The following is a 15,504-nucleotide window of genomic DNA, read 5'->3' on the forward strand; positions in this document are numbered from 1 at the left end:
ATCTTTAAATCTGTATCGGATTCGCTTTAGCAAGCGCATCAAATCGCATCAATGTGTCAACAAGTAGGGGCATCTGGTCGAGCGGGATCATATTTGGCCCGTCCGATGGGGCCGAGTCCGGATCCTGATGGGTTTCAATGAACACGGCCCCAACACCCAGAGAAACCGCGGCGCGGGCCATCACGGATGCAAATTCGCGTTGTCCGCCCGAAGACCCGCCCCTGCCTCCGGGTTGCTGCACGGAATGGGTGGCGTCCATCACCACCGGATACCCGGTCTTCGCCATTTGGGGCAGCGCACGCATATCGGCAACCAGCGTGTTGTAGCCAAATGAGGTGCCACGTTCGGTCAGCAGAATATTCTGATTCCCGGTGCTTTCGATTTTGTCGACGATGTTGGTCATTTCCCAAGGTGCAAGGAATTGCCCCTTTTTCACATTGACCGCTTTGCCGGTGTTACCGGCCGCCAGCAGCATGTCCGTCTGACGGCACAGGAATGCCGGAATTTGCAGAACGTCCACCGCCTCGGCGGCGATGGCGCATTGCGCTTCGGTATGAACATCGGTCAGAACCGGGATACCCATCGTTTTACGGATGTCATCCAGTACCTTCAGCCCCGCATCGATGCCCATGCCACGCTTGCCCGACAGGGATGTCCGGTTTGCCTTGTCATAAGACGCCTTGAAGACGTATTGCGCCCCGGCTGCGTCGCAGGCTTCTTTCATTTTGCCCGCGATCATCTGCGCATGGTCTGCCGTTTCAAGCTGACATGGCCCAGCTATGATGGTCAGCGGAAGGTCGTTGCCGACTGTCAGGTCGGAGATTTTAACATGTTTCATGAGTTTTATGAGGATACCTGTTCACGAAGGACCGACGCGGTAAGCGAGATCATCAGGTAGATACCAGCAAACAACAGGAATGCCAAAATCGTATTTTCGAACTTGCGCGGATAACTGGGTTCCTGACTGGGAACGGGGTTGACCGAGACGGTCAGATAGCGCACCTGCCGGTTGGCTTCGGACCGGGTCGCTTCCATTTGCTGCATTGCCGTTTGCAGCATCATGTCACGCGCCGCCAGGTCCGCCTGCGCGATCTGGATACGCACGCTCAGCCGCGCCAGCGAGTTTTCGCCGTCCGAGGCATCCTGCATCTCGGCATTCAGTTCTCTCAGAACCTTTTCCAGGCGGGCGATATCTGCCTTGACGCCATCAACCTTTGCCTTGTTCGGGCGCAGGTTGTCCTGAAGCGCGGCGAGCTCAAGCTCTTTGTCCTGAACCAGTATTTCGATTTCGTTGATGCGGGCTCGCAGGCTGGCAATGACGTTTTCGGGGTCAAGAACCGCGCCCTGAAGCTGAAGCTCGATCAACTCTTCCTGAGCCTGCCTGCGCGCTTCCTGCGCCGCTTCGAAACTTTGCAGCGCGTCGCGCATCTGGTCTTCACGTTTTTTTCCGGACAAGGCATTCACCCTGTCTTCGGCATAAGAGATCAGGCGCTCGGAAAATTCGGTCGATGTCTGCGCGTCGGGTGCGGCAACCTCCATCCGAATGACCCCTTCGGTCGGGTCATAGCCGATGGTGATCATGCGTTTGAACAGCTTATAGGCGTCTTCAAGCGAGGCGTCCGGTGCCAGTCTTTGAATAGGGTCGATCCATTCCTGCTTGAAGACATCAGAAAACCCGGCATCGCGGTCCAGCAACAGCAAAGCTTCTTTCGATTCCAGAAAGGACTGAACCGAGATCGAATCCTGCGTGGTGGCGAATTGCGTACCGGCAAGAAGACCGCCGATATTGCCCGGTCCGCCATCCGCTTGCAGGATCAGGAATTCGGAATCGCTGGCATACATCGGCGTGGCGATGCGGTAGAAATAGAAGCCGACAATGAAGGTCGGCAGGAACACAAAGGCCGCCAGACGCGCAAACAGTCCAAACAATTTACGCTTGCGACGACGGGCGATGTCTTTTTGGATTTGGCCAATTTCAAAATTGCGCCGCTCAGCCGGGCTGAGCTCGGGCCCGGGCAGGTTTGTTTTCTCGGCACCCATGGCCTGCGGCAGTTGAACGTTGATCCTGTCCTTGGGTTTGTCACCCTCGTCCGATGGCCTTGCGGCGGCAAGGTCCAGAAGATTGGTGCGCTGGAAGGGGTCGATGCCCTTTTTGCGCAGCAATCGCACCGCGTCATAGTCCGACGTCGCGGCCAGACCGTGTTTCTGCGCCAGACGTCGTGCGATACGCAATTGACGGCCCGTCAGGCCTTCGCGCTTGATGTCATCCAGCTGCGTGCCGGGCTGCGCTTCGCCGGCGGCCTCGGGGCCCTGCGTCGCGTTGCGAATACGCGAGATGGCGTCCGATCGCGCCTCGGCCGAACTTGCCGTCTGGCGTCTGCGGCGCCAGTTGTATTTTCTAACCTTGGGTTTCGTAGTCATAAAGCTGCTTTGCCTCTTCCAAGGAGTCAAACATATACAATTGCCCGTCCAGAAGTACGGCCGCTTTCTGGGCGAATTTCTCCAACACGGACGGGCTGTGCGATACGATCACCAAAGTCGTCGTGCGCAACCTTTCCTTCAGGATCGCCCCTGCCTTTTCGTTGAATTCGACATCTGTTGTCGCCGGCATCCCTTCGTCGATGAGATACATGTCAAAGTCCAGCGCCAGCATCAAAGAAAAGGTGAAACGCGCCCTCATCCCAGAGGAGTAAGTGGCAAGGGGCTGGTCGAAATATTCGCCCAGACCGCAGAGCCATTTGCAGTAGGCCTCGATATAGTCGGGGTCCATACCGTAGATCTTGGCGATGTAGCGCGCGTTCTCAAGCGCTGACAGTTTTCCCGACACGCCACCGGTGAACCCCATGGGGAAAGAAACCCGGCATTCGCGACGGACCACGCCTTCGTCGGGTTTCTCCAGGCCGGCCATCATGTTGATCAACGTGGTTTTTCCGGTTCCGTTCGGGGCCAGAACGCCCAGTGAGGTACCCAGTTCGACCCGAAACGAGACCCGATCCAGAATCACCTTGCGGCGCGTTCCGGTCCAGAAGGATTTGCTGACGTTGTCGAATTCTAGCATTCGCTGTCTGCTGCTCGTTTTGGTCGTTTGTCGCACTTGCGGGCGGCCAGAAAAGGTATTTTTACCGGCCCATGTTGGCTACATTATGTCGAATTATGAAACAAATGATCAATGCGTCCCGGTTGCGCGCATGAATGTCTGGTCGGGTGCAGCAAGGGGTGCCATTCACTTGGTGCTGCGTTCGGTCGTTATTATCTGTTTTGGCAGCCAACAACAGACTGGATGGACAGGGACCGTCACGATCAGATGAACGCTTTACGTCAGGAAATCCGCGCTTGCCGCTTGTGTGCCGACAGGTTCGCGCAAACAGAAACCGCACACGAGCCGCGCCCGGTGGTCTGGTTCCGCCTAGGAACGCCAATCCTTGTCGCGGGGCAGGCACCGGGCGCCCGTGTGCACGAGTCGGGGCGGCCCTTCACCGACCCGTCCGGCGACAGGCTGCGGCACTGGCTGGGGATTGATGAGTCGGTTTTTTACGACCGCGACCGTGTTTCGATCGTGCCGATGGCGTTCTGCTTTCCGGGGTATGATGCGCGCAATGCTGATCTTCCTCCACCTGCGATGTGCCGCAAGACCTGGCATGACCGAGTGATGCAGGAACTGGGGCGTGTGCCGCTGACCGTGTTGGTCGGAGGTCACGCGCACAAGTTTCATCTTGGCGCGCACGGGTCGGTGACGGACACCGTCCGCAACTGGCGGGACCAAGCGCCGCGGGTCTTTGCCTTGCCTCACCCGTCCTGGCGCAATACGGCATGGTTGAAGAAAAACCCGTGGTTCGAGGCCGAACTGCTGCCTGTTTTGCGTGCACGGGTCCAAGAGGTGCTGAATGACTGACTCCACGGCGTTGGACACCGCGCATGCCGCGATGCAGGCGGACCCGACAAGTGATGCCGCCCGTCTGCGTTTCTTTGAACGGCTTGCGGATAGCGAGCTGTTTCTGATGCTGACCGAAGAAGCGCGGGACCAGAATATCTCGCCCGAAGTGTTCGATGTGGCTGACGGGCGCTTTGTTCTTGCCTTTGATCGTGAGGACCGGCTGGCGCAGTTTGCCGGGCGGCCCGTGCCGTATGTGGCGCTGTCGGGGCGGGTGCTTTCGGGGATGCTGTCGGGACAGGGCATCGGGCTTGGTCTGAACCTTGAGACGGCGCCATCTTCCATGCTGATTCCGGTGGAAGCACTGGAATGGTTGGCTGAAACGTTGCAGCACAGCCCGCAAGAGGTCGAGGAAGAGCTTGCCGAGTTTTTGCCGCCCGCTGGCCTGCCGCAGAACCTGCTGACCGCGCTGGATGCAAAACTGGCGACGGCAGGCGGACTTGCCAGCGCGGCTTATCTGGTCGCCACCAAGTCCAAATCGGGCGCGCAGGGCCATCTGTTGGGGTTTGTCGATGCGATCGAGGGGGCCGAGCCCGCTTTGGCCAAGGCCGCGTCCGAGGCGCTGACCTTTTCCGGGATCGAGGCAGGCGCGATGGATGTCGGGTTTTTCACCGCAAGCGAGGCCGCCGCCGCGCTGTTGGCCAAGGTGGGCCTTCGGTTTGATCTGCCCCAGCCGCAAGTTGCCGATACGGTCCGTGAAGCCCCCGGCAGCAACCCGGACAACCCACCCATTCTGAAATAACCATCCAAAGGCAAACACGCGGCGCAAGCTGCACCGCGTGTTGTTGCATTGGGGTTTGTTTATTCCGCTGCCGCTTCCAACTTGTCCTGCGTGCGGGTTTCGAAGTCGGTGGCGTCGTGGCGTTCGTGAAGCTGCGTGTGCGGCTCGCCAAAGGTGCGGTTGACCATGCGGCCGCGCTGAACCGCAGGGCGCGCGTCGATCGCCTTGGCCCATCGCATGACGTTCTTGTAGGACTCCACGTCCAGGAACTCTGCCGCGCTGTAAAGGCGGCCCAGAACCAACTGACCATACCAGGGCCAAATCGCCATGTCGGCGATCGAATAGTTTTCGCCCGCGATGAAGGTTTTTTCCGCCAGTTCACGATCCAGAACATCCAGTTGGCGCTTGGTCTCCATGGCGAAACGGTTGATCGGGTATTCCCATTTCTCGGGTGCATAGGCGTAGAAATGCCCGAACCCACCGCCCAGATACGGCGCGCTGCCCATCTGCCAGAACACCCAGTTCATCACCTCGGTCCGCTCGGGGCCGGAAGCCGGCAGAAACGCGCCGAACTTTTCGGCCAGATGGAACAGGATCGAGGCGCTTTCAAAAACCCGAACAGGTTTGTCGCCCGACCGATCCCAAAGCGCGGGGATTTTCGAGTTCGGGTTGACCTCGACAAAGCCCGAGCTGAATTGATCGCCTTCTCCGATGTTGATCAGCCAGGCGTTGTATTCAGCGCCTTCATGACCAAGTGCCAGCAGCTCTTCCAGCATCACCGTGACTTTCACGCCATTGGGTGTCGCGAGCGAGTACAGCTGAAGAGGATGCTGTCCGACCGGCAGGTCCTTGTCATGGGTCGCTCCGGCGATCGGCCGGTTGATGTTGGCGAATTGTCCGCCACTTTTACTGTCCCAGGTCCAGACCGCTGGAGGGGTATACGAGGATTGGTCGCTCATCACTTGCCTTTCTTGCCTATGTCAGGGCTGCCATACAGCTAATATTGCAAACCGCCGAGTCCAACCCCACCCAACTGGCGTATTCTGTAACAATCCGCCGCCAAACTCTCACGTTTTCTCGTGCCGGGTCACAGCGGCGTTAGGGGGACTACGCACCGCACGGGAATCGCATATTGTCCATCCAGACCTGCACAAGGCATCACGGATTTAGTTGACCCGAAAAGGATGGACGACATGAAACGCTTTGCATTGACACTCGCTGCGGCCATAGCGCTGGCGGTTCCGGCTTTTGCCGGCCCTCAATATGTTGACGGCACAGGTTTTGCTGTTTCGGGTTACGATGTCGTTGCCTATCGCAGCCTGGATCAGGTGCCGGTGGGCCAGCCGCAGCCCGAGGGTGTGCGCGGAAATGCCAACATCACCGCCGAGTACAACGGTGCGACCTGGGCTTTTGCGACCGAGGAAAACCGAGACAAATTCCTGGAAAACCCGGCATACTACGCGCCGCAATATGATGGGCACTGCGCCTATGGCGTGTCGCGCGGTGGCAAGGTTCCGGCAAACCCGAACCTGTGGCGGATCGTGGATGACAAGCTGTATCTCAACATCACCGACGTGGTTGTCGGATTTTTCGAGGAAGACATTCCGGGCAATATCAATCTTGCCGAAGGAAACTGGCCCGGTATCGAACCTAGCGACGCCTCGACCAACGTGATTCCGAAATTCACGTCAGAAGGCCCGGTTTCGAACTGATCCGGCGTCACAAGATCAATGCCCGGCTGGTCCAGCCGGGCTGAGGCCGTTACCCCGCAAGCCAGAATTGATCCCGAATATCCTGATCAGCATCAAACCTGATCCGCACACTTTTGGCCCCCGGAAACTTCCGTTCGCGGATCGTATCAGGGATGATGACTTCTCCGGCGCCGGTGTCTTTTGACTGAAAGCTCAGAATTTCAGCCTCGGTGTGGCGCGCGTTGGTCAGGACGGTCGTTGGCAAGGCCACGCGATTTGCCCCATGATGCACGGGCGTGGTGACAAAATAGGTCAGATGCCGCCCGTAACACCCGACCGCGTCGGGAACGTGATCCGAGACACATGCATCAGATGTGTCCTGAGTATCGGCTTCATCGTGCATTTGCGGCAACCTCTGGTCGGGATTCAGAATCGCCTTGCAGGCGGCGATATCTTCCAGCGGAAGTTCGATGATGCGCTTTTTCAAACGGGGGCGGCGCGGTTGCGGAGGGCCGGAACTGGCACCACCTTTTGTAACCAACCCTTCCTTGCGCAGAAAATCATAAGCCGCTTTGGCGCGCGAAAAACCGGAACTGTCCCCATCCGTATGATCGGGATGTGAATGGAAGGCGATCTGCCTCCAGGCGTCCCTGATCTCTTGGGAACCGGCGCAGGGACTCAACCCCAGATCCGCCAACGCATCCGCGCGCGCCCGCACTTTATCGACAGGTTCCATACTCAAAACACTCTTTACAAACTACACAGAACCAGTGTGGTCACAGTCATAGTTTTGTCAAATTTCAGGGATGATTTGCCGGGCTGGGGACAACAATCGCGATGCTGAGATTCAATTGTCCCTCAAAGGCACCGTTTTACGGGCGGGGTTGTGAAACAGTACACATCTTCTGAAACGACAAACGCCCGGGCGTAAACGTAACCCGGGCGAATCATTGGGTTTTTTGAAAGTCAGGCGACGTTTTCCAACTCAACGCTCGGTGTAATGCCCAGTGCAAAGCAGACATCGCGCGTCAGTTCGGGACGGTTCAGGGTATAAAAGTGCAGCTTGTCCACGCCGCCTTCGATCAGGTCTGAACACAGCTCTGTGCAGATTGCCGTGGCCAACAGATCCTCACGCTCGTCGCGCACCGCCTTTTCAAACGCCTGTTCGACCCACAGGGGAATATGCGTGCCACAGCGCTTGGCGAAGTTGCGAGCACCTGCCCAGTTCTCGATCGGCAGGATGCCCGGCACGATCGGTTTGTCGATGCCGGCCTTGGCGCAAGCATCGCGGAACCGGAAAAAGGTTTCGGCTTCGAAGAAGAACTGTGTGAGCGCTTCGTCTGCGCCTGCGTCCAGCTTAGCCTTCAGCCAGTTCACATCCGCAGCCATGTTTGCGGCCTCGGGGTGGGTGTCGGGATAGGCCCCGACACGAATGCTGAACATTTCGGTTTCGGCCAGTGCCTCGATCAGTTCGACCGAACTGGAAAACCCGTCGGGGTGCGGCACAAACTTGTCCTGACCCTTCGGCGGGTCGCCGCGCAGGGCGACGATGTCCTGTACGCCGGCGCGCGCAAAGGTGTCTGCGATCTCCAGCGTTTCCTGCCGCGAAGCATCGACACAGGTCAGATGAGCGGCCACGTTCAGGCCCGATGACTTGTGCAGGGTCGAAACCGCGTCGCGTGTCAGTTCACGCGTTGTGCCACCAGCGCCGTAGGTGACGGAAACAAAGCGGGGATCCAAAGGGGCCAATGTCTGGACCGTGTCCCAAAGGCGGAAAGAGGCTTCCAAAGTTTTGGGCGGAAAGAACTCGAAGGAAATTTCAGGTTTGGACATCGTGGCCTCACTGGATCAACTGAGCCTCTTGTGCCATGGCGAGCATTGTGAAACAAACTCATATTACTCAACAACAACATGAATGCTGTTTGAAATGCATATTGAATTCCGGCACCTGCGCACCATCAAGGCGATCCATGAATGCGGCGGGCTGGCCCGCGCTGCGGATCAGTTGAACATCACCCAGTCCGCATTGAGCCATCAAATCAAAGGGTTGGAGGATCAGGCCGGGGTCGAGCTGTTTCTGCGCCGCTCCAAACCCATGAAACTGTCGGCTGCCGGTTTGCGCCTGTTGCGATTGGCCGAGCAAATTCTGCCGCAGGTCGAAGCCGCCCAAAATGAATTTTCTTCGCTGCGGGACGGGCGCACGGGGCGGATGCACATAGCCATTGAATGCCACGCCTGTTTCGAATGGCTGTTCCCGGTGCTCGAATCTTTCAGGAAGTCCTGGGGCGACGTGGATGTCGATATCCGCCCCGGTCTGGCCTTCGACGCGCTTCCGGCCTTGCAGAAAGAAGAGGTCGATCTGGTGGTCTCGTCCGATCCCGAAGACCTGCCGGGCGTCGAATTTGTCGAACTTTTCGATTATAACGCGGTGTTTGTGGCCGCTTCGACCCATCCCCTGGCCAAGAAAGACTATATCGAGGCCGAGGATTTTCGCGGCCAGACCCTGATCACCTATCCGGTGGAACGCACGCGTCTGGATGTGTTCAGCCAGCTGTTGATCCCGGCGCGGGTTGAGCCTGCAACGATCCGGCAGGTGGAACTAACCGCCGTCATCCTTCTGCTGGTCGCATCGAACCGGGGCATTTCAGTGCTGCCGGATTGGGTCGTGCGCGAGGTCAAATACAACTCGGACTACATCACCCGACCCTTGACGAAAGAGGGCATTACACGGCGTCTCTATGCCGCGGTCCGGTCGGAAGATCTGGAGAAACCCTTTGTACAGGAACTGGTGAAACTGGCCCGGGAAGAAGCGCGCAAGCTGCAATCCCAGTAACGGCGTTTCCTGCGGGTCTGTTATGCGCATCATTCCTCTTGGCAAGGGCGCATTGCGGCAGTATACGCGCGGTTTGACCGGACAGGAGCCTTTTGACAATGGTTGGCAGCGCAAATCTCAACATCATGATCAAGGCCGCGCGCAAGGCGGGGCGTTCTTTGGTCAAGGATTTCCGTGAAGTCGAGAATCTGCAGGTGTCGATGAAAGGCGCCGGTGATTTCGTCTCGAAGGCCGACATCGCCGCCGAAGCCATCCTGAAAGAAGAGCTGCTGGGCGCACGGCCGACCTATGGTTGGCTGGCCGAAGAGGGCGGCTCCATCGATGGCGAGGATCCGACCCGCCGCTGGATCGTCGACCCGCTGGACGGCACCACCAATTTCCTGCACGGCCTGCCGCATTGGGCGATTTCCATAGCCCTGGAACACAAGGGCAAAATCGTTGCCGGCGTGATCTATGACGCCGCCAAGGACGAGATGTTCTTTGCTGAAAAGGGTGAAGGCGCCTGGATGAACGACACCCGTATTCGCGTGTCGGGTCGTCATCGCATGATTGAATCGGTCTTCGCGACCGGCCTGCCCTTTGGTGGCCGCTCGGATCTGCCTGCGACTTTGCAGGATCTGGCGCGTCTGATGCCCGCCTGCGCCGGTGTGCGTCGTTGGGGCGCCGCCGCGCTGGATATGGCATATGTAGCCGCGGGCCGGTACGAAGGCTTCTGGGAGCGCCGCCTGAATGCGTGGGATCTGGCCGCCGGTGTGATCATCGTCAAAGAGGCTGGCGGCTTCGTGCAGGCGCTGAACCCTGAAGGCAACGTGCTGGAAGATGGTGAAGTGATCTGTTCAAACGAACCGATCTTCGATCAGTTCGCAAAGGTGATCCGGGGCTAGGCGCCCTTTGAACCGGCTTTAGCGGCGCGGAACGCGCGGAATGCGGGATTGTGACAACTTGTACTTCGCCTCCGGGTGGGGCGGATGTCCATGGGTTCGATCCCAGAACTGAATTCCGCCGCGTCTCAGCCACAGCGGTATGCACAGGATCAGGCCAACGGCAAACCCCCCGGTATGGGCCCAATAGGCGATGCCGCCTTCGTCCGGATTGCTGGTGACGCTGCCAAAGAACTGTATCGCCAGCCAGACGCCCAGCATGATGAAGGCGGGAATGGTAAAGACCCTGAAATAGACGACCAGGATCAGCAGGATATCGACCCGTGCTTTCGGGAACAGCAACAGATACCCGCCCATCACGCCCGCAATCGCGCCCGAGGCCCCAACAGTGGGAACTTGGGACTCGGGCCCGGTGATTACGTGAAACAGGCCCGCGCCGATTCCTGCCGCCATGTAAAGCAGCAGGAAGGGCAGATGGCCCATCTCGTCTTCCAGATTGTCACCGAAGATCCACAGAAACAGCATGTTGCCCGCCAAGTGCATCCAGCCCCCGTGCAGGAACATGGATGTCACGAGGGTTTCCAGCCCGAACCCGTCGCTGACCCGCGCCGGAATAATGGCGTAGTCGAAAAACAGCCTGCCGATCCGCGGCCCATCATCCATGATCCCCACATAGCTGAGGAAGATCAGGATATTGGCCGCCAGCAAGGCATAGACAACATAAGGTGTGCGCCCCGAGGGGTTATGGTCGCGGATCGGAAACATGCCGTGACGCTGGGCTTTTGTGCGCCCAGCGTCAAGGCAAGCTTATGCCGCACCTCCCAACAACGCGGCGTTTCCGCCCGCCGCGGTCGTGTCCACGCAGACATGGCGTTCACCCAGAACACGCGCGCGGTCGGGCTTGCCGGGTATAAGCGGCAGAATCGGGCCGTCGCGGCGCGCCAGATGCTGTTCGATCAGCCGCGCTGTTTCGTCGTCTCCCCACCACAACACGCCCGAAATGCCGGTCAGGTTTTCCAACCGGTGCAGGTCAAGCATCCCGGTCGCCTGAATGGCGGTGCCGCCCAGCGCATATACAGCATCGGCCTGCGCACGCGCTGCGGCTTCTCCGGGTCCCAAGCACAAAAGAGGCGGACGGGGATACTCGCTCAGGCGGTTCGATTCACCGGTCGGGCCGGGCAGGGACCGGGTTTTGACCGGCGCAGGTTGACCTTGCGCCGCAGGCAGATCAGCCACGGCGCCCCATGTATCCGCCGTGCTTTGACGGTCGGGTGCACAGAACCGGATCATGTAGTTCGGCCCGCCCGCCTTGGGGCCCGTGCCTGACAATCCTTCGCCACCAAAGGGCTGAGACCCGACGATGGCGCCGATCTGGTTGCGGTTGACATAGATGTTGCCCGCATGGATCGCCTCGGTCACATGCTGCACGCGGTCGTCGATGCGGGTGTGCAGACCGAAGGTCAGGCCGTATCCGGTGGCGTTGATATCGGCGATGATCTTGTCGATCTCTTGCGACTTGAACCGGGCGACGTGCAGCACCGGGCCGAAAACCTCGCGTTCCAGCGCGGCGATGCCGGGGATCTCGATCAGTGTCGGAGCAACAAAGATACCTTCGGGCGGCAACGGAAGCTCCTTCAGCACCCGCCCTTCGTGGCGCGCCCTGGTCACATGTTCGGCGATGCCCTGTCGGGCTTGCGCGTCGATGACCGGGCCGCAATCCGTCGAGATCAGCCACGGATCTGCAACACTCAGCGCATCTATCGCCCCTTTGAGCATGGTCAGAACGTCGTCGGCGATATCCTCCTGCAGATACAGACACCGCAGCGCGGAACAGCGCTGGCCCGCCGACTGAAAGGCGCTTTCGATGATCGATTGCACGGCCTGTTCGGGAAGGGCGGTGCTGTCGACGATCATTGCATTCAGACCACCGGTTTCTGCAATCAGAGGCGTACCGGGACGCATGGATCCGGCCATCGCCGCACGGATTTTCAGCGCGGTGGCCGTAGACCCGGTGAAGGCCACACCCGAGACACGCGGATCCGATGTCAGCGCCGCGCCCACGGCAGGCCCGCCGGGCAACAGTTGCAGCACATCGCGTGGCACCCCTGCCTCATGCATGAGTTGAATCGCACGATGCGCGATCAGGGGCGTCTGGGGCGCTGGCTTGGCCAGAACTGCGTTTCCGGTGGCCAGCGCGGCGGAGATCTGTCCTGAGAAAATCGCCAGCGGGAAGTTCCACGGGCTGATACAGGTGAAAATTCCCGCGGGATCGGCGTCGGGGATGTTGGCTGCATAATAGCGCAGGAAATCCACCGCCTCGCGCAGTTCCGCCACCGCATCAGGCAGCGACTTCCCTGCCTCACGCGCCAGCAGCGCAAACAACTCGCCATAATGCGCTTCATAAAGATCGGCTGCGGCATTGAGGACACGGGCGCGTTCGGCAGCAGGGGCGTCCCAGGGGTCGGCCGAAGCCAATGCCATCTCCACGTCCGCGGCACTCGCTGCGGCCACCGCGCCGGGCTTGTCCTGAGGCTGCGCCGGGTTGATCACTGGCTCGTCCGCTTCAGGCTTGGCCTCGCCGGCCAGCAAGGGTTGCGCATACCAGTGATGGGCGCGGAACTGATCCCGTGCCGCATCAATCTGATCCAGCGTTGGTGTGTGATGCAGGTCAAAACCCTTGGAGTTCGGTCTTTCAGGCTGGAACAGGTCCGGCCCGGTCGGCAGTGCGGGCGGAGGAGTCCGGAGCGCAACAAACGGATCGGCTGCGACCTCTTCCGGCGGCACATCTTCGTCCACAATCTGGTTGACGAAGGATGAGTTTGCGCCGTTCTCCAGCAAGCGTCGAACCAGATAAGCCAGCAAGTCGCGATGCGCCCCGACCGGTGCATAAATGCGGCACCGGGTGTTCTGCTTGTCCATCACGATCTGATGCAGGGTCTCGCCCATGCCGTGCAGGCGCTGGAACTCGAACGGTTGATCTTCGGCCATGTGAAGGATGGCGCTGACCGTGTGGGCGTTGTGCGTGGCAAATTGTGGGTAGATCCGGTCGGTCATGCCCAGCAGTTTGCGTGCATTGGCGATATAGGAGACGTCGGTCGCGGCCTTGTGCGTGAAGACCGGAAAGCCATCCACCCCTTCGACCTGCGCGCGTTTGATCTCGGTATCCCAATAGGCACCTTTGACCAATCGCACCATAATCTGGCGATCATGACGTTCGGCCATGCCATACAGCGTATCCAGTACCAGACCTGCACGCGGGCCATAGGCCTGAACCACGATGCCAAACCCGTGCCATCCGGCAAGGGCCGGGTCGGACATCACCGCCTCGATCACCTGCAACGACAGCGACAGACGATCCGCCTCTTCTGCATCGACGTTCAGGCCCATTCCGGCCGCCTTGGCCAGCAGGGCCAGCGCCCGCAGCCGCGGCACCAGCTCGTCCATCACACGCTGTTCCTGTGCCAGCTCATAACGGGGATGCAGGGCGGACAGTTTTACCGAAATGCCCGGGTTGGCGCGGATATCGTCATGGGTGCAGGCCTCGGCAATGGCCGAGATGGCGCGGGAATAGGACAGGTGATAGCGCGCCGCGTCCGCTTCGGTCCGGGCCGCTTCGCCCAGCATGTCGTAGGAATAGGTATAGCCTTTTTCCTCCATCCCGCGCGCGCGCTCCATGGCGGACTGAATGGTTTCCCCCAGAACGAACTGTCGCCCCATCTCTTTCATCGCGCGCGCGACAGCCGTGCGGATCACCGGCTCGCCCAGCCGCTTGATTGCACCGCGCAGCGCCCCGACCGGAGACGCTTTGCCTTCGTCCAGTACCTTTCCCGTCAGCATCAGCGCCCAGGTCGAGGCGTTCACCAGCGAGGACGAGGATTGCCCCAGATGCTTGCCCCAATCGGATGGTGCGATCTTGTCTTCGATCAGCGCATCGATTGTGTCGGCATCCGGCACGCGCAACAACGCCTCGGCCAGACACATCAGGGCGATACCTTCGTCGGTGGACAGGCCATATTCGGCCAGAAACACCTCCATCAACCCCGGAGAAGTGCTGGACCGGATGTCGCGCACAAGCTGCGCAGCGGCGGTGCCGATGGCGCTGCGATCCGTGTCTGTCAGGTTCGCCTGAGAGATCAGTGTATCAAGAACTGCCGACTGATCGGCGTAGGTTGAGCTATCGATGAGGGTTCGCAGGCTGTGTGACATATGTCCTCCGGTCTTTTTGATAATATAATGCGGAAAATTCAGGACAACGGCCCGAATATTGGCTATTGGAAGGCCTGTGTTCTGAAGATTCGGCAAAAGACAGCGCAAATGAGCTTTCCTGATCTGGATCGGTTCGACCGGTCGATTCTAAAAATTCTGGCCGAGGATGGTCGTATCTCGGTGGCTGATCTTGCGCGCGAGATCGGGCTGTCGAAATCTCCGACGCAAGCGCGGCTCAAACGGCTTGAGGCAAGCGGAGTAATCCAGGGGTATCGGGCGATGCTGGATCCGATCCGGTTGGGCCTGGATCACGTCGCGTTTGTCGAGGTGCGTTTGACCGATACCCGCGAAAAGGCTCTGGCCGAGTTCAACGCAGCCGTCCGCAAAACCGCCGAGGTCGAGCAGGCGCATATGATCGCGTCCAATTTTGACTATCTTCTGAAAGTGCGCACCGCCACCATGTCGGAATACCGCCGTGTATTGGCCGAGAAGATTTCGTCTCTGCCGCATGTCGCCAATACCTCAACTTTTGTTGCGATGGAGGCCGTGAAGGAAACCGGTATGCTGGGCGGTTTTGAACATCAGCCTTGACGCGGTGGAATTATGGCCCACCCTTGTTTCGTGATGCGAACCTATGCCGCAACGTTTTTTTTGATCGCGTGTTCATGCTCGGCCATGGCCGAGACATGCCCCACGGCTCCGGATCATATCGAAGGGGTGGATGCGCTGATCAAGCAGGTCCAAAAGGCGCAATCGCAAAGCGACGCCCGGATCATCTCGAATAAAATGTGGGAACTTTGGACAGACGCGCCGGATGCCCGGTCGCAGACCCTGCTGGATCGAGGAATGGCGCGACGAGAGGCGTGGGATTTGTCGGGCGCATTGGACGATTTCAACCAACTTGTCGAATATTGCCCGGATTACGCCGAAGGCTACAATCAGCGTGCTTTCGTAAACTATCTGAGGCAGGATTTTGACGCGGCATTGCGCGACCTGAATGTCACGATCGAAATGTCGCCAAACCATATCGGTGCGCTGAGTGGGCGGGCTTTGTCCCTGATGGGGTTGAGACGCCTGGAAGACGCGCGTGCAGCACTGTCCGAGGCACTTGAGCTCAACCCGTGGCTGTCCGAGCGGGCCTTGTTGGAGCCAGGCGGCTTTCTGGAACCGCCCGGAGAAGATATCTGACAGCCGGATCGGGCAAGTTTGGAAACCGGTCGCAAATCGCCAAACAGGTGCCT

General features: G+C 59.3%; 15 protein-coding genes. 7 read left to right on the forward strand and 8 right to left on the reverse strand.

From position 1 onward, the window contains the following. Positions 1-4 precede the first annotated feature (4 nt). The 3 genes from kdsA to GS620_RS09925 are packed head-to-tail and all read right to left on the reverse strand — an operon-like array spanning position 5 to position 3,058. Positions 5-838 (reverse strand): 3-deoxy-8-phosphooctulonate synthase, encoded by an 834-nt coding sequence (gene kdsA / locus GS620_RS09915; RefSeq protein WP_171615568.1) that lies wholly within the window; start codon positions 836-838, stop codon positions 5-7. 5 nt (positions 839-843) lie between these two features. Beyond that, positions 844-2,421 (reverse strand): capsule biosynthesis protein, encoded by a 1,578-nt coding sequence (locus GS620_RS09920; RefSeq protein ID WP_171329311.1) that lies wholly within the window; start codon positions 2,419-2,421, stop codon positions 844-846. Further along, a complete protein-coding gene (locus tag GS620_RS09925; protein WP_152458943.1) occupies positions 2,399-3,058 on the reverse strand; it encodes an ABC transporter ATP-binding protein in 660 nt (219 codons plus the stop codon). Before GS620_RS09925 ends, GS620_RS09920 begins: the two co-directional genes overlap by 23 nt. Positions 3,059-3,280: 222 nt before the next feature. Between GS620_RS09925 and GS620_RS09930 the strand changes: the two genes are divergently transcribed. Further along, complete coding sequence (locus tag GS620_RS09930; RefSeq protein ID WP_371809795.1) at positions 3,281-3,892, forward strand: uracil-DNA glycosylase family protein; 612 nt, start codon at positions 3,281-3,283, stop codon at positions 3,890-3,892. Then, on the forward strand, positions 3,885-4,673 hold the full coding sequence (locus tag GS620_RS09935; protein WP_171615569.1) for an SseB family protein: 789 nt from the start codon (positions 3,885-3,887) through the stop codon (positions 4,671-4,673). The genes GS620_RS09930 and GS620_RS09935 overlap by 8 nt, the downstream gene beginning before the upstream one ends. Before the next feature lie 59 nt (positions 4,674-4,732). Here GS620_RS09935 and yghU read toward each other — a convergent pair whose 3' ends face one another. Next, entirely contained in the window at positions 4,733-5,611 is an 879-nt protein-coding gene (gene yghU, locus GS620_RS09940) for a glutathione-dependent disulfide-bond oxidoreductase (RefSeq protein ID WP_170346105.1), read from the reverse strand. A 234-nt stretch (positions 5,612-5,845) separates the two neighbouring features. On the opposite strand from yghU, the gene GS620_RS09945 reads away from it, so the two are divergent. Then, positions 5,846-6,364, forward strand: coding sequence for a YHS domain-containing (seleno)protein (locus GS620_RS09945; protein ID WP_171615570.1), 519 nt, complete (start codon positions 5,846-5,848; stop codon positions 6,362-6,364). A gap of 49 nt (positions 6,365-6,413) precedes the next feature. Here the strand turns inward: GS620_RS09945 and GS620_RS09950 are convergent, their stop codons facing one another. Then, positions 6,414-7,079, reverse strand: a complete 666-nt coding sequence (locus GS620_RS09950) for a J domain-containing protein (RefSeq protein ID WP_152458939.1) — start codon at positions 7,077-7,079, stop codon at positions 6,414-6,416. 230 nt (positions 7,080-7,309) lie between these two features. Continuing rightward, positions 7,310-8,176, reverse strand: a complete 867-nt coding sequence (gene metF / locus GS620_RS09955) for a methylenetetrahydrofolate reductase [NAD(P)H] (RefSeq protein WP_171615571.1) — start codon at positions 8,174-8,176, stop codon at positions 7,310-7,312. Positions 8,177-8,270: 94 nt separating this feature from the next. On the opposite strand from metF, the gene GS620_RS09960 reads away from it, so the two are divergent. After that, complete coding sequence (locus tag GS620_RS09960; protein WP_152459911.1) at positions 8,271-9,176, forward strand: LysR family transcriptional regulator; 906 nt, start codon at positions 8,271-8,273, stop codon at positions 9,174-9,176. Between the two features lie 98 nt (positions 9,177-9,274). Continuing rightward, on the forward strand, positions 9,275-10,060 hold the full coding sequence (locus GS620_RS09965) for an inositol monophosphatase family protein (RefSeq protein ID WP_171118687.1): 786 nt from the start codon (positions 9,275-9,277) through the stop codon (positions 10,058-10,060). Positions 10,061-10,078: 18 nt separating this feature from the next. On the opposite strand, the gene GS620_RS09970 is transcribed toward GS620_RS09965, so the two are convergent. Both GS620_RS09970 and putA read right to left on the reverse strand, forming a co-directional pair. Then, a complete protein-coding gene (locus tag GS620_RS09970; protein WP_171615573.1) occupies positions 10,079-10,822 on the reverse strand; it encodes a rhomboid family intramembrane serine protease in 744 nt (247 codons plus the stop codon). 42 nt (positions 10,823-10,864) lie between these two features. Beyond that, on the reverse strand, positions 10,865-14,263 hold the full coding sequence (gene putA / locus GS620_RS09975) for a bifunctional proline dehydrogenase/L-glutamate gamma-semialdehyde dehydrogenase PutA (RefSeq protein ID WP_171615575.1): 3,399 nt from the start codon (positions 14,261-14,263) through the stop codon (positions 10,865-10,867). 108 nt (positions 14,264-14,371) lie between these two features. On the opposite strand from putA, the gene GS620_RS09980 reads away from it, so the two are divergent. Together GS620_RS09980 and GS620_RS09985 are read left to right on the forward strand one after the other, a co-directional pair. Next, the gene (locus GS620_RS09980) at positions 14,372-14,854 is read left to right on the forward strand and encodes an Lrp/AsnC family transcriptional regulator (RefSeq protein WP_171615577.1); all 483 of its coding nucleotides are present in this window, start codon (positions 14,372-14,374) and stop codon (positions 14,852-14,854) included. A gap of 84 nt (positions 14,855-14,938) precedes the next feature. Then, complete coding sequence (locus GS620_RS09985) at positions 14,939-15,451, forward strand: hypothetical protein (protein ID WP_253283872.1); 513 nt, start codon at positions 14,939-14,941, stop codon at positions 15,449-15,451. Positions 15,452-15,504: the final 53 nt, after the last annotated feature.

Source organism: Ruegeria sp. HKCCD6428 (assembly GCF_013110595.1).
Lineage (GTDB): Bacteria > Pseudomonadota > Alphaproteobacteria > Rhodobacterales > Rhodobacteraceae > Ruegeria.